The sequence below is a fragment of the Microcystis sp. LE19-84.1B genome, from assembly GCF_027531875.1.
GTDB classification, from domain to species: domain Bacteria; phylum Cyanobacteriota; class Cyanobacteriia; order Cyanobacteriales; family Microcystaceae; genus Microcystis; species Microcystis panniformis.
Genome location: NZ_JAPZSR010000403.1, coordinates 1 through 14266, shown reverse-complemented (window position 1 = coordinate 14266; position 14266 = coordinate 1). Strand labels below are relative to the sequence as shown.

The window sequence follows — 14266 nt, the reverse complement described above, 5'->3', positions numbered from 1 at the left end:
CCCCTTTTGCCTCTTGTCTGACTGGGAGTCGCCAGTCTAAGCTAAGAATAGCTGGCCAACCCGTCCCGACCACCGGATAAATTATAGAATGAACGATTCTAACGCTAATTCTCCCGCTCAATCCTCAGAAGAGACAATAGATGAAACCAATTGGGTAGATCTGGGGGAAGAAGGGAAACCCCTAGATAAACCCACTGCTCAACCTATCCAACCATCTCCCCTCAAGTCTATCTCTACCCTGATCACGGTGGAGACGGCTTTTTTGGCCAGTGCTACCAGTTTAATCTGGTTAATTGATTATTATTTTCCCCTCGGACCGTTATTAAGGGTTTTTTTCCCGATTCCTATCGCTTTGGCCTATTTACGTTGGGGCGCTCGTTGTGCTTGGATGACAGCATTAGTTTCTAGTTTACTTTTGTCGGTGTTAATGGGACCGACTCGCAGCATTGTCTTTTTGATTCCCCACGGCTTGATGGGGGTACAATTGGGGCTATGCTGGCGCCGGGGTGCGCGCTGGGAATTTTCTATCTTGACTGGGGGACTGTTGGGAGCGTTTGGTTTATTCTTTCGTTTTTGGCTGTTTTCAATTCTTTTAGGCGAAAATCTTTGGTTATATGTGATTACCCAAGCGACTAATTTTATTGATTGGATTTTCACCCAGTTAGGAATTCTCGCTAAACCGACGCTGCTGCAAGTGCAATCGATAGCAGTTGTGGGCATATTTGTCAATAGTTTATTATACTTATTTGCCGTGCATTTAGTGGCGTTATTAGTTCTCGATCGCCTCGGTAATCCGATTTCTCGTCCGCCCAAATGGGTGCAGGTCATACTAGATTATGAGTAATTATTTAGTGCTTTATGGTCAGTAAGCTGTTCGTAATTTAAATTGCTTGTTGAGACGAGGCAAGAGGCAAAAGGCAAGACCCCCCCGATGTCGGGGGGGCAAGGGGGGGGGAGATTCGGCTAATCTAAAAATAAGCGGTTTAAATACGTCTTAGCTTATCTCCAGTCAACTGTTAATCGATCGTTTTTCCTCGATTATCATCTTGTCAGAGAGTGACCGAGTGAGTTATAGTCGTCTATAAGACTCGATTACAGCATTTCTTAAAAGAATCGTGGTTTTTGGAAAATCGAAAAGTGCGCTATTTTTCCCGTCCACAGAAACCTGTTGCCGAGGGGAGTAACTCAAAAACTCCTTTTTTTCCTAGATTCTGATAGACAGAACCGGCGGAAACGGATAAAGAATGCTGTTATCGAGCAAGACTCAGGGATTAATTGAAAATCTCGTCTCTTGGCTGTGCTTGTCTAATTGTGGGTCAAGCCGGCACTTGCCAAACAGACTTAAAAACTGAAACCAAGACTCAGTTCCCATGTCTGAGAGGCAGATGAACATCAAGATGAGGCTTTAACGATGCGGACTCATCTTCTTAGAACTTTCTTAACAAGACCAGATTTCCAGAAGTAGCCTCAAAGCATAGACAAATAGCCCATGGTCAGTCGCTTTTGAAACCGAAAGATTGAGGAAATTGAATGCCAAAACAAATAATCATAGCCGAACAACACCATATAGCGGCTGTTTTTTGGGAAGATCAAATTCAGGAATTAGTTGTAGCCACAGGTAATCAGCAGGTGGCCGACATCTATCTAGGATTAGTAGAAAATGTCATCCCCGGGATAGATGCAGCCTTCGTCAATATTGGCGATGCGGAACGCAATGGCTTTATCCATGTCACCGACCTGGGCCCCTTAAGACTGAAAAAAACCGCCGGTGCTATCACGGAATTACTGGCCCCCCAGCAAAAAGTGCTGGTACAGGTAATGAAAGAACCCACCGGCAACAAGGGACCGCGGCTAACGGGAAATGTCACTCTCCCTGGCCGTTATCTGGTATTGATGCCCAATGGTCGCGGGGTGAATCTTTCCCGTCGCATCCGCAGTGAAGACGAGCGCTCCCGTTTACGAGCTTTAGGGATTTTGGTCAAACCGGCGGGGATGGGGTTGCTGGTACGCACCGAGGCCGAAGGCAAAGCGGAAGAGGCGATTATCGAGGATTTGGAATTTCTGCAAAAACAGTGGGAGAGTATCCAACAGATGGCCGTCAGCAGCCGGGCCCCGGCCCTGCTTAACCGCGATGATGACTTTATTCAAAGGGTTTTGCGGGATATGTACAGTGCCGATGTCAATCGCATTGTTGTGGATAACCCGATGGCGGTAAAACGAGTTAAACAGCAATTGACGAACTGGGGCGGCGGCAAAGCTCTCGAAGGGGTTTATATCGACTCCCATCGGGAAACCCAGCCAATTCTCGACTATTTCCGGGTTAACGCCGCCATTCGCGAGGCCCTGAAACCCCGGGTTGATTTACCCTCCGGCGGCTATATTATCATCGAACCGACGGAAGCTTTAACGGTAATTGATGTTAACTCCGGTTCCTTTACCCGTTCGGCCACGGCCCGGGAAACCGTACTCTGGACTAATAGCGAGGCCGCCACAGAAATCGCCCGACAACTGCGCTTGAGAAATATCGGCGGTGTGGTGGTGGTGGACTTCATCGATATGGATTCCCGTCGCGACCAGTTGAAACTGCTGGAATTGTTTAATAAGGCCCTGAAAAGCGATAAGGCCCGGCCCCAGATTGCCCAATTATCGGAATTGGGGTTAGTGGAATTAACTCGTAAGCGTCAGGGGAAAAACATTTATGAATTATTCGGCAAAACCTGTGACCATTGCGGCGGACTGGGCCATTTAGCCCATCTACCCGGAGAAGGCAACGCCATCGCCCTAGAAACCCCCACCCTTAGCCGCGCGGAAAAAGAAACCTTTGTCGTTGCTCCAACTAATACAAAAGTTCTACCCGATAAGAGCGCTCCTAGCGTTGCGGCGGCCGAACCCTATCTAGAAGTTTTCTCCGAATTTGAGGCCGAAGAAAACGCCCAAGAGATGGATCTTTCCTTCCATCCCAACTATCAAGAACAGGTTAATAATTCTCGTCGTCGCCGTCGTCGTCGTCCCTCGGAACTATTGCTAAAAGAGGAACGGGGCGAAAAAGCCTCTACTAACGGTGTTAACAACGAAATCGAGCCGGAATCAGAACCCCAACGCCTTGAGGAAAAACGAGAACGCCCGGCCCGTCTCTCGAAACGGGGAGAAGATGCCGGTGCTGGCAAAAATATCCCCGTCGCCGAACGGGAGCGGGTTTCCGTGGAAATGACCCCCGTAGAACAGGAAGTTTATTCTTTAATGGGCATTTCTCCCCTGATTCTGGTGGATAAGGAGTTTAAAGACCCGAAATCGGTGATTGTTTCCGTGAAACTGCCAGGGGAAAGAGAAGCGGAAAACCCAGAAACGTCTGCCACTCCTGAAATATCCTTGATTCCTACCCCAGAAGCTGAGGTCGCACCAGTCGAAGGGATGGAAACCGGCGAGGAAGCCGAAAATCGTCCCCTGGTGCGCCGTCGTCGTCGTCCCACCACTAGCGAAGTTGGTCAGGAAATCAGCCAAGAAGCTAGTCCGCCACTGACTTTTACCCCCGAACCGATGGCGCCCGAAACTCCAGTTTTTCTCGGTGAAGTCATTCCTTTCGAGACCCCGGTGAGCGCCGAGGTGACGGAGGAGCCACCAATAGAGGCTGAAACTGCGGTGCTGCGTCGTCGTCGTCGTCGTTCCTCCGCCACTGCCGATGAGTCATGAGGGAAGAACCCTTAATTGCCGGTGTCGATGAAGTGGGACGCGGGGCTTTATTTGGCCCCGTGGTGGCGGCGGTAGTGGTCACTGTCCCCTCTGGTTTTCCGCAGCTGTGGGAGTTGGGGGTAAAAGATAGTAAGCAACTTAGCCCCCAAAAACGGCAAAAATTGAGCGAGCAAATACAACGGGATTTTGTTTGTCGCATCGGTTATGCTACGGTGAAAGAGATCGATCGCTTGAATATTTTTCATGCTTCCCTACTGGCAATGAGCAGAGCTATCGGGAAATTACCCCTTTCCCCCAGTCTCTGTTTGATCGATGGCAAGCACATTATTAAAGATTTGTCAATCCCCCAAAAGGCGGTAATTCAGGGAGATCAACAATCGCCGGTAATTGCGGCGGCTAGTATCGTGGCCAAAGTCTGGCGCGATGACTTAATTACTCGTTGGCACAGACGCTATCCCGATTATGGACTCCCTCGTCACAAGGGTTATGGCACTGCTCAACACCTAGAAGCGATCGGCAACCATGGACTTAGTTCTCAGCACCGGCTCTCTTTTAGTCCCTGTCAATCGAGGTTGGAGCTTGACTGCCGAACAAATTGCTCAAGGGTTATCGAAATTTCGTAACCGATAGCCAAAAAATTCCCCTTTTTAACGGAAATAAAAAGGGGAGAAGATATTAGATAGCTTTAGGATTCAGTCATCCATTCCGTATGGAAAAACTCACCTCTGGGTTTATCGGTACGTTCGTAGGTATGAGCGCCAAAATAATCCCGTTGTGCTTGGGTGAGATTTTGCGGTAAATTGGCCCGACGATAACTATCAAAATAGTCCAAAGAAGAACTAAAAGCCGGGACAGGAATTCCCAACTTATTAGCTAAGACTAACACCTCACGCCATGCTTCTTGGCGATCGAGGATACTTTGCTTAAATTCCGGCGCTAACAACAAATTCGGCAGCCCCGGATTTTCCGCAAAAGCTTTGCGAATTTTATCCAAGAAACTAGCCCGAATAATACAGCCCCCCTTCCAAATCCGGGCCGATTCCGGCAGACTGATATTATAGTTAAACTCCTGAGAAGCTTTAGCGATTAAAGCCATACCCTGGGCATAGGAACACATTTTCGAGCAGTAAAGAGCATCACGCACCTTATCCACAAATAGTGCCGCATCCCCCGGATAGGTTTCCCCAGGTCCGGGTAACTCTTTGGCGGCGGCCACCCGTTCATCCTTATAAGCGGACATCACGCGAGCATTAACCGCAGCATAAATGGTCGGAATTGGCACCCCCAACTCCAAAGAACTTAACACAGTCCAGCGTCCTGTTCCCTTTTGTCCCGCCGAATCCAAGATTAAATCTACCAGATGATGACCGGTTTCTGGGTCAACATACTTAAAGATATCGGCGGTAATTTCAATTAAATAAGAATTAAGCTCATCGGTGCGATTCCACTCGGCGAAAGTTTCCTGTAACTGCTGATTGCTTAGTCCTAGACCATTTTTCAGCACATCGTAGGCTTCCGCAATTAACTGCATATCGCCGTACTCGATGCCATTGTGAACCATTTTCACATAATGGCCCGCACCACCAGATCCCACATAGGTGACACAGGGACCATCATCGACTTGGGCGGCAATTTTGGTTAAAATCGGCTCTAATTCCCGATAGGCGAACTCTGTACCCCCCGGCATCAGGGAAGGACCGTGCAGAGCGCCTTCTTCGCCACCACTGACTCCCATGCCGACAAAACCCAGTTTAGTGGTCGATTCTAGGTCGCGGGTGCGTCTTTCCGTGTCCTCGTAGAGGGAGTTACCGCCATCGATAATCATATCTCCTTCTTCGAGAAGGGGTTTTAATTGTTCGATCACGGCATCCACCGGCGGGCCTGCTTTTACCATGACCAGAATTTTGCGGGGACGCTCTAAAATTTGGACGAATTCTTCTAAACTATAGGCCGCCTTGACATCTTTGCCGACGGCGCGAGTTTCCATAAATTCTTTAGTTTTGCTGGCGGTGCGATTGTAAACAGCGATGGGAAAACCCCGACTCTCCACATTGAGAGCGAGATTTTCTCCCATGACAGCTAGTCCGATAACACCGAAGGTACGTTTAGTCATAGAAATTCAGTCTCAGCTGATGCGTTCTTCTTCCCCTTTTAGCGCCTACTTTCCCTAAGATAGCTAAACTTTCCCTATTTCTTAAGCCTTGACTAATCAGTGATCAGTGATCAGTAATCAGTAATCAGTGATCAGATTTGGGTTTTCAGTGAACAGCATTAAGTGAGGAGTGTTACAGCGTTTCTCCTCAAGATGAAGTGTAACCCAAGTAGATAGGTATTAAAAACTTTCAGATCCCCCCGCCTATCGGCACCCCCCTTATCAAGGGGGTTGGGGGGATCGAACCTAAAATCCATTTTTAATTTAATTATAACCAGCTACTTAATTTGGTATCATCCCCGAACGACTGGCTACTGTTGCCTGTTCCCTAAAACCAGAGACTTCCTACCTCACCATTAAGATAACTGCTATGAATGGCATTCACTGATGACTGAAAAACCCCCAAGCGCAGAAAAATTAATGGTAATGTTAAATTAAATTAAGAAAATCCTCATTCTTGTTATATGCAGTTAACTTGGCTTGATAGTAATTCTTGGTTAATCGAAATCGGGGGAAAACGCCTGCTTCTCGATCCTTGGTTGGTAGGTTCCCTGACTTTTGGCAATTTAACTTGGCTATTTGAGGGCAAAAAAACCGCTAATCATGCCATTCCCGAACATATCGATCTGATTCTTCTCTCCCAAGGTTTGGAAGATCACGCTCATCCTCCCACTTTACAGGTACTCGATCGCCAAATTCCCGTGGTAGCTTCTCCAAATGCCGAAAAAGTGGTTCGAGCGCTCAATTATACCCATCGCATCCCTTTAACCCACGGTGCTAGTTATATCTTTGACAATGCGATCGAAATTACTGCTGTCCCCGGTTCTCCAGTCGGGCCGACTCTGGTGGAAAATGGTTATGTTATCAAGGAATTAGCGACAAATCAGAGTATCTACTACGAACCCCACGGTTATCATTCTCCTAGCCTCGATTCTCTTGGTAAAATCTCCGTGATTATCACTCCTTTGATTGACTTAAAAATACCTTTCCTCGGACCAGTAATCAAAGGACAAGAAAGTGCCTTAGCAGTTTGTCAACGCTTGCAGCCCGAATATATTATTTCTACGGCTGCCGGTGGTGATATCGAGTTTAAAGGATTATTGATGGCGGTGTTAAGTGCTGGGGGTAGTCCCGAATCTTTTCAAGAATTATTAACATCCCATGACTTGCCGACAAAGGTAATTGATCCTCGTCCTTGGCAGCCTTTTACAGTGGAATTAGGTGAGTGCGTTCCGGGTTTGAGCTAATCTGAGTTAAGGGAAGAATAGAAAACAGTTAAAACTTTCTTCCCGATTTTTATCTAAAAAAGTAGAATTTTTGTTATAAGTAGATAGGTATTAAAAACTTTCAGATCCCCCCGCCTATCGGCACCCCCCTTATCAAGGGGGGCAGGGGGGGATCGAACCTAAAATCCATTTCTAATTTAATTATAACCAGCTACTTATCTTTGCTGGCTACAGATGACATTAATTGTTTGAAAAAACTGGCTCTCTTGAATATTGGATGTAAAATGGGTAAAACCCCACACCCCACACCCCACCTGCCCCCCCGATGTCGGGGGGGTTGGGGGGGTCACACCCTGCCCCCAGGAAAAACTTTTTGCCGCAAACCCTAATTAAAAGTGGCTCTTCTCTGCTAAATTGTCTATGAATCAGTTGCCCTTATTTTCTCAATCAAAATCAGTGCGAGACTTTTATCAACCTGATGCCGAAATAATTCTTTATCAAGGAGATAGCAATAATTTTATCAAGACTATACCAGATAATTCTGTGAGCTTGATTATTACTTCTCCTCCCTACAATTTAGGAAAAGACTACGAAAAAAAAATCTCTTTGGATACTTATCTGGAAACCCAGACCAAAATTCTGCGAGAATTCTCTAGGATATTGCAAGATAATGGTAGTATTTGCTGGCAGGTGGGAAATTTTGTTCAAGAGGGAGAAGTTTATCCTTTAGATATTTTTTATTATCAGCTATTTAAACAAATGGGTTTCTTTTTAAGAAATAGAATTGTCTGGCATTTTGGCCATGGATTACATACTTCTAAAAGATTTTCTGGCAGATATGAAACTATTTTATGGTTGACAAAAACCGATAAATATACCTTTAATCTTGATCCAGTGAGAATCCCCGCTAAATACCCCGGTAAGCGTCATTTTAAAGGTAAAAATATCGGTAAACCCTCTGGTAATCCTTTAGGGAAAAATCCTAGCGATGTTTGGGAGTTTTTGGCACAAGAATGGGATGAGTTACTGTGGGATATTCCTAACGTTAAATCTAATCATCCAGAGAAAACTATCCATCCTTGTCAATATCCAATCGAATTAGTAGAAAGATGTGTTTTAGCCTTGACAAATGAGGGGGATTGGGTTTTTGATCCCTTTGCTGGGGTTGGAACTTCTCTGATTGCTAGTATTATGCACAATCGTCGAGTTATGGGGAGTGAAAAAGAAGCAGAATATGTGAAAATTGCCAGGGAAAGAATCGCCGCTTATTTGCAAGGAAATCTCAAAATTCGTCCTTTAGGAAAACCTATTCATCAGCCTAATGGTAAGGAAAAAGTTGCTCAAATTCCCGAAGAATGGCACAATAATATATAGGAAGTAACACTTAATCTCCCCCCCAGGTAGATGGATTCATGAATCCATCTACTATGAGTTGATGCTAAATCTAGTTATTAAAAACTGATTATTTATTCTGTAGAAAACGGGTTTCTCCGAGAAACCCGTTTTCTGTGCGTTACTCAACGGATTTAGTATAACCCATCCTACAATGATTGATCAGTTTTTTTGTCACCATTTTTAGAGAAAACTTTGCAGAATTGTTGCAGTTTCTTGTCCAGTTTTTTCCCAACTAAAAAGCTCGGCGCGTTGGCGACTCAGGGATTTTAATTTAAGGCGTAATTGTTCATCAGTAGCGATTTGCTGCATTGCCTCTCTCATCTCATCAATGCTATAGGGATTAATTAAAATTGCCGCATCTCCTGTGACTTCCGGGAGAGAGGAAAGATTAGAAGTAATTACAGGAGTTCCACAGGCGATCGCTTCTAGTACAGGTAATCCGAAACCTTCCCAAAGGGAGGGATAAACTAAAGCAGTTGCTTGGTTTAAAAGTTGCGGCAATTCTTCATAGGAAACATAGTTTAAAAATTGCACTCGTTGAGAGATTGATAATGCTTCTACCTGTTGCTGTAGAGCCGGGGTAAAACGGGGGTCAAATTGACCGACAATTAATAATTGATATTCGGGAGCGATTTGGGAAAAAGCAGTAATTAAACGAGCGAGATTTTTATGAGGATCATAACGACCAAGATAGAGAAAATAGGGACGAGTCGCCAGATTTAGAGGACGAAAATTTTGAGAATCATATCCAGAAAGAATCACGGTTATTTTGTCAAGAGGTATGTCAAAAAACTTATTAATATCGGCGGCCGTTGCTTGGGAAACAGCGATAATATGTGTGGCTTTTTTCAGGACTTGGGGTAAATAGTATTTATTATAAAAAGTTAGGGGAGAAAATTTCGGAAATCGCAGGGGAATTAAATCATGGACTGTGACAATATAGCGGCAATTTCCATAAATAGGTGCTTCGGGAATGGGAGTAAATAGCAGGGAAGACTTTAATTGTTGATAGGTTTGATAGAGTTGGGTTTCTGTCCAAATTAAGCGCCTAATATTGCCTTTAGTTCCCTGTTCTTGGGTGAGGTTTGCCGACACAGGATAGGTGTTAAAATTTGGGTAACTATTAGAAGTGATTAGGGTAGGATTTAAGTTAGCTAATTGAGGAATGAGATTTTTAGTATAGGTAGTCAACCCAGTATATTTAGTACCGAGAAAAGCGAGATTGATTAATAATTGATTATTTTTATTCATAGATATTAGCTAGTTAAGTAGGTAGGTGTTAAAAGTTGTCAGACACCCCCCTTATCAAGGGGGGATTAAGGGGGGATCAGCACCCCCCTTATCAAGGGGGGATCAGAGGCAAAATCTATCTTCAATTTAATGATAACTACTTACTTATTATAAAAGAGAACGATAAGCTTTTATAGTAGCTTGTGCGGTTTTTTGCCAAGAGAATTTTACTGCTTGTTTTTTTCCTTTAGTGATTAATTCTTGACGGAGATAGGTATCACTAATCACCTGATAGATTGCTGCGGCGATTTCTAGGGGATTATCGGGATTAATTAATATTGCTGAGTCTCCCGTGACTTCGGGTAAGGATGCAGTATTAGCAGTTACGACGGGACAACCTAAAGTCATCGCTTCTAAAACTGGTAATCCAAAACCTTCATAAAAAGAAGGATAGACAAAAACATCGGCCTTTTGATAATAATCCGCAACTAAGTCATCAGCAAGATAATCAAGATGTTGGATACTATCTCGGAAGGGAGACTGAGATATTTTATCGAAAATTGGTTGATACTTCCATCCTTTTTTGCCAATCAGAATCAGATTGTGGTCTAATTTATACCTGTCCTTGAGATAGTTAAAAGCGGTGATAAGATTAATAATATTTTTTCGTGGTTCTAGGGTACTAACAAAGAGTAAATAGGGTTTAGTGATAGTTAGAGATGAGGGAGTATTGGGGAGAGAAGAATAACGACTTGCGAGGGGAGTAACAAAAATTTTCTCTGGGTTCACATCTAAATATTCGATAATATCTCGTTTGGTACTTGCGGAGTTAGCAATAACTAAATCTGTCCATTGTAGAGATTGTTTAATCCGTTGGGTGTAGGTTTTGACAATCCCCGTGACAAACTCAGGATATTTAATAAAAGTAACATCATGAATAGTCATAACTTTGCGACTCTGACGACAAGGATACACCACATGATCCAATCCGTGGAGAATATCGGGAGAATCAAGAAAGTTTTCTAGATAGGGAATTAGAGGATTAGGAAATCGGGTTAAGATATTGCTAAGACTGACGGGAATTGGTAAACATTTAACCTCTGGATAGGATTGTAGTTTTTCAGGAATAGAAAGATTACCCCGCAGCCAGTTTTTTACCGATGGTTGAAAACAGAGGGACAGGGAAAAGTTTTCTTGATTTTGTAATTTAGCTAATTCGGCAATCAGGTGATAAGCATATAATCCAATTCCACTAGGATTTTGTCTTATCGGTGTACCATCAACTAAAATTTTAAGCATTTGCGGTTAGATGAGATTGACGGGATAGATATTTTTAAAATTACAGATTCAATTGTCAATTTTGCTCGGTTAGGACAAGATTAAAATTGGCAATAAACTCCACCCTAATGGTTAATCTTACCCTATAACGTCCCTAAATAGCAGCCTTTTTTGGCTAGGTTACGGCGAATACTTATATTTATCGGGCAATTTTTTCGATTATTGTCCCCTCACCCACCCTGCGACTAGGATTGTCAACGGGTACTTATCAGCTATGAATCTCCTTGACGAGAAACGCTATAATTAGTTATAATTAGGTAAGAATGGCTTCCCCGTACTTGTGGTGATCGGAAAAAGTTATCTCAGGGATGAAGTAGTCCCCCAGAGAAAAACTAATATCTGGTAATGCCGAAAAATCTTGATTAACTAATGTTTTCACTATGTTTAATCCCTTAGTATCTTTTAAATCCTTAGAAGGCCATGAAGGTGAAGTTAAATGTCTAACTTTTTCCCAAGATGGTAAACTTTTGGCTAGTGGAGATAACGAGTTAACTGTTATTGTTTGGGATTGGCAAAAAAATCAAAAATTTATTTTACAAGGACATGAAAAAGCTGGTTGGTGGGATAAGGGAGTTAACTCTGTTGCTTTTAGTCCCTGTCAAGGATTTTTGGTTAGTGGAGGAGATGATCAAACCCTAAGAATTTGGTCACTGGAAACTAAAAAATTAATCTCTACCTTAACGGGACACCAAGATAAAGTTACAGCAGTAGCTGTTCATCCCGATGGGGAAATTATTGCTAGTGGTAGTGAAGATAAAACCGTGAAAATATGGTCAGCAAAAACCGGAGACATTCTTGCCACATTACAAGGTCATAGCGATAAAGTTCTAACAGTTAAATTTAGTCAAAATGGTCAACTTTTAGCCAGTGGTGGCGGCGAAAATGACAAAACGGTAATTATCTGGAATCTGGGAGAAAAAAGCAGTATTACCTTAAAAGGTCATTCCGATTGGTTTGGAGGTATTTTATCGGTAGATTTCGGCAGTAATAACAAATTTTTAGCCAGTGGCAGCAAAGACAAAACCATTAAAATCTGGGATATTAAAAGAGGTACAGAGGTAAAAACTCTCAGCGAACATAGTGATCATATCAATTCAGTTAGTGTTAGTCCTAATAATCAACTATTAGCCAGTGGTAGTGATGATAAAAGCTTAAAATTATGGGATTTAAAAGCAGGAAAAGCCATTATTTCTATTCCCCATCCCCAAAAAATCTATTCCGTTTGTTTTAGTCCCGACGGTAATTATATCGCCACGGCCTGCCAAGACAAAATCGTTAGAGTTTATGGCACTTCCGAACTACAATCTTTAGCAAGTTGAACAATCTTTGAGCGCACCGGATGCTTATCGGTGTCTAATTATCTACTAGAGATCGCTGCCGGTTTGTTCGTCTCGGAAGTAAAGCTGATATAATTGACAGCTAGGCTGGGCTAGATCGCCTTTTAGCTGAATTAAACCCATACTTTCCAGTTTATAGGCAGTAATCGGTTCTAATCGCGCTCCCTTATCGGAAGAATTAACCACTTCCCCCATCCCTGTCAATAATTCCGGCTGTTTTTGCAGATTATCCCAGTGATGACGCAGGTGTGCCGCATAAATTCCCCCTTGGGTAGCAGCATTAGGGAGAATATTTTTTTCCCCGCGCACCTGCGCTTCCAGGGCCAAACGGCTAAGATAGGGATGACCAGCGACTAGAGCGATTAAATCGCTAATAAAACGCTGATTATCGTCATTTTTAGGCAATCCGTAGCTACTAGCCAAGTTTTCCAGTTGTTCGAGGCTAAAACCGGGTAATTTAATCGCGCGGCCGACATTAAAGGGAGATTGATTAGCGTCCAATTGAATATAGATTTCCGTGGAATTAGCAATCGCTAACCGCAAATTTTGCCAGATTTCCAAATTATTAGCTTCTTCGTGCCAACAGCGCAAAAGCGGCAAAAAATCCCTAGCGATGTCCGGATACTCGAAAATTCTGTCTAAATTATCTAGGGCCAAAAAAAGAGGTCTGTTAATCTGTTCCAAAAGATAGGACTGAAAATAGGTTTGACAACTGATTAAACTGCCAAATAGTTCCTCATCCCAATATTCATCTAATTGCGGCTTTAAACCCAATTCTCGGCTGACATTTGCCGAAAACCAGCGACAAAATCGGTCTAAACTGGCAAACATCGCCTTTTCTGCCACTTGACAATTAATATAAACTGTGCTATGTCCCCAACTATCTGCCTGAGCGAGCAGATGTTTAAGGAGAGAAGTTTTACCAGTCTTTTCAGGGGATTTAATGCGAATGAGTGACCCTGGACGATTAATTTCTTGATAACAGTCGCTTTCGACGGGAGGGCGGCTAATATAAGTATCTATAACTGATTTTTCTGCTAGTATCGGGGTGGGGTGATTTTTCCATTGAGGATATTTGATATCTTTGAACCATTCTCGGAGGATTTGGAACTTACCCGGCCCTTTACTACCTAATTCGAGTTCGGGACAGCCATTATCTTTATCTGCCGAGAAATAGCTATAGATTTTAGTCATCTGTTTTTTATAGGTTTCATGGCTGGCAGCCTCGGCCATTTCCCAAATTTCCTCATCCGGTTTGCGCCAATTTTCGTAGGCAAAACGAACTAAAAAAATTTCCTTTAATTTGCCTTGAACACCGTATTCTCTAGCTAGATGTTTGAGAAACTCGTCCCATCCCTGTGGTTTCATCCCGTTCTACTTTATTCTACTTATATTCCCTTTTTTTCCATGTTAACCCCTTTTTCCCTCTTGGCAATGGGACTGACATCCGAGAAGGAAGGCCTTATGGTAAAAGTAGGTCAATTACCTGATAGTGTCTAAGGGAGTAAAACCATGAAAATCTCGTTAACCTTGTTTGTTGTGGCCTCCTTGCTGTTAGGTTCAATTCCTCACACTTTAGCGGTTAATAGTCAAGATAACCATTTTGACCGTTCCTCTTCGCCGCTAATTTTACAAAACCGAGACTGTAAGGGTGATAAGGACGATAATTGCAATTAGTCCTGATTATCTCGGTTAAGGTTGTTAGTCTATATCCCCCACCGATGAAAAAATCGTGGTCGGGATTTTTTTTATGAAGTCGCCTGTAATTCCTCTAAACGTGCTAAAACTTCGGCACTGTGAATGGCAGGATTTACCCCTAAATAAATCTCTTTTAAAATCCCTTGCGGATCGATAAGATAGGTATGACGCAGGGAAACATAACCCATCCAAGAACCATA

The 14266-nt window shown here is 43.3% G+C and carries 12 protein-coding genes and 1 pseudogene; 7 read left to right on the top strand and 6 right to left on the bottom strand.

The window, feature by feature from the left end:
* Positions 1 to 88: 88 nt before the first annotated feature.
* From O9324_RS22415 to O9324_RS22405, 3 genes are all read left to right on the top strand, one after another.
* Positions 89 to 844, top strand: coding sequence for a DUF2232 domain-containing protein (locus tag O9324_RS22415; protein ID WP_002766262.1), 756 nt, complete (start codon positions 89 to 91; stop codon positions 842 to 844).
* Positions 845 to 1530: 686 nt separating this feature from the next.
* Positions 1531 to 3690 carry a ribonuclease E gene (gene rne, locus O9324_RS22410; RefSeq protein WP_288141345.1) on the top strand — a complete coding sequence of 720 codons (2160 nt, stop codon included), beginning with the start codon at positions 1531 to 1533 and terminating at the stop codon, positions 3688 to 3690.
* Entirely contained in the window at positions 3687 to 4313 is a 627-nt protein-coding gene (locus O9324_RS22405) for a ribonuclease HII (RefSeq protein WP_288141344.1), read from the top strand. Before rne ends, O9324_RS22405 begins: the two co-directional genes overlap by 4 nt.
* Before the next feature lie 62 nt (positions 4314 to 4375).
* Here O9324_RS22405 and gnd read toward each other — a convergent pair whose 3' ends face one another.
* Positions 4376 to 5803: a decarboxylating NADP(+)-dependent phosphogluconate dehydrogenase gene (gnd, locus tag O9324_RS22400; RefSeq protein ID WP_288141343.1), complete on the bottom strand. Its 1428-nt coding sequence runs from the start codon at positions 5801 to 5803 to the stop codon at positions 4376 to 4378.
* A 503-nt stretch (positions 5804 to 6306) separates the two neighbouring features.
* On the opposite strand from gnd, the gene O9324_RS22395 reads away from it, so the two are divergent.
* Both O9324_RS22395 and O9324_RS22390 read left to right on the top strand, forming a co-directional pair.
* A complete protein-coding gene (locus O9324_RS22395) occupies positions 6307 to 7089 on the top strand; it encodes an MBL fold metallo-hydrolase (protein ID WP_287630379.1) in 783 nt (260 codons plus the stop codon).
* A 399-nt stretch (positions 7090 to 7488) separates the two neighbouring features.
* Positions 7489 to 8442 (top strand): DNA-methyltransferase, encoded by a 954-nt coding sequence (locus tag O9324_RS22390; protein ID WP_287630378.1) that lies wholly within the window; start codon positions 7489 to 7491, stop codon positions 8440 to 8442.
* A gap of 201 nt (positions 8443 to 8643) precedes the next feature.
* Here the strand turns inward: O9324_RS22390 and O9324_RS22385 are convergent, their stop codons facing one another.
* From O9324_RS22385 to O9324_RS22375, 3 genes are all read right to left on the bottom strand, one after another.
* On the bottom strand, positions 8644 to 9714 hold the full coding sequence (locus tag O9324_RS22385) for a glycosyltransferase family 4 protein (RefSeq protein WP_287630377.1): 1071 nt from the start codon (positions 9712 to 9714) through the stop codon (positions 8644 to 8646).
* Positions 9715 to 9861: 147 nt separating this feature from the next.
* A complete protein-coding gene (locus O9324_RS22380; RefSeq protein WP_288141342.1) occupies positions 9862 to 10992 on the bottom strand; it encodes a glycosyltransferase family 4 protein in 1131 nt (376 codons plus the stop codon).
* 292 nt (positions 10993 to 11284) lie between these two features.
* Entirely contained in the window at positions 11285 to 11410 is a 126-nt protein-coding gene (locus O9324_RS22375; protein ID WP_288141341.1) for a hypothetical protein, read from the bottom strand.
* A 1-nt stretch (position 11411) separates the two neighbouring features.
* Here O9324_RS22375 and O9324_RS22370 point away from each other — a divergent pair, with 1 nt between their 5' ends.
* Complete coding sequence (locus tag O9324_RS22370; protein WP_288141340.1) at positions 11412 to 12350, top strand: WD40 repeat domain-containing protein; 939 nt, start codon at positions 11412 to 11414, stop codon at positions 12348 to 12350.
* A 45-nt stretch (positions 12351 to 12395) separates the two neighbouring features.
* On the opposite strand, the gene O9324_RS22365 is transcribed toward O9324_RS22370, so the two are convergent.
* Entirely contained in the window at positions 12396 to 13736 is a 1341-nt protein-coding gene (locus tag O9324_RS22365) for an AAA-like domain-containing protein (RefSeq protein WP_288141339.1), read from the bottom strand.
* 144 nt (positions 13737 to 13880) lie between these two features.
* Here O9324_RS22365 and O9324_RS22360 point away from each other — a divergent pair, with 144 nt between their 5' ends.
* The gene (locus tag O9324_RS22360; protein WP_002766271.1) at positions 13881 to 14045 is read left to right on the top strand and encodes a hypothetical protein; all 165 of its coding nucleotides are present in this window, start codon (positions 13881 to 13883) and stop codon (positions 14043 to 14045) included.
* Between the two features lie 71 nt (positions 14046 to 14116).
* Here the strand turns inward: O9324_RS22360 and O9324_RS22355 are convergent.
* Positions 14117 to 14266: pseudogene (locus tag O9324_RS22355) on the bottom strand (peroxiredoxin); the annotation flags it as partial.

Coding starts and splice junctions, on each gene's coding strand:
- O9324_RS22395 (WP_287630379.1), top strand. CDS start 6,307: ATGCAGTTAACTTGGCTTGATAGTAATTCTTGGTTAATCGAAATCGGG.
- O9324_RS22360 (WP_002766271.1), top strand. CDS start 13,881: ATGAAAATCTCGTTAACCTTGTTTGTTGTGGCCTCCTTGCTGTTAGGT.
- O9324_RS22415 (WP_002766262.1), top strand. CDS start 89: ATGAACGATTCTAACGCTAATTCTCCCGCTCAATCCTCAGAAGAGACA.
- gnd (WP_288141343.1), bottom strand. CDS start 5,803: ATGACTAAACGTACCTTCGGTGTTATCGGACTAGCTGTCATGGGAGAA.
- O9324_RS22370 (WP_288141340.1), top strand. CDS start 11,412: ATGTTTAATCCCTTAGTATCTTTTAAATCCTTAGAAGGCCATGAAGGT.
- O9324_RS22385 (WP_287630377.1), bottom strand. CDS start 9,714: ATGAATAAAAATAATCAATTATTAATCAATCTCGCTTTTCTCGGTACT.
- O9324_RS22405 (WP_288141344.1), top strand. CDS start 3,687: ATGAGGGAAGAACCCTTAATTGCCGGTGTCGATGAAGTGGGACGCGGG.
- O9324_RS22365 (WP_288141339.1), bottom strand. CDS start 13,736: ATGAAACCACAGGGATGGGACGAGTTTCTCAAACATCTAGCTAGAGAA.
- rne (WP_288141345.1), top strand. CDS start 1,531: ATGCCAAAACAAATAATCATAGCCGAACAACACCATATAGCGGCTGTT.
- O9324_RS22390 (WP_287630378.1), top strand. CDS start 7,489: ATGAATCAGTTGCCCTTATTTTCTCAATCAAAATCAGTGCGAGACTTT.
- O9324_RS22380 (WP_288141342.1), bottom strand. CDS start 10,992: ATGCTTAAAATTTTAGTTGATGGTACACCGATAAGACAAAATCCTAGT.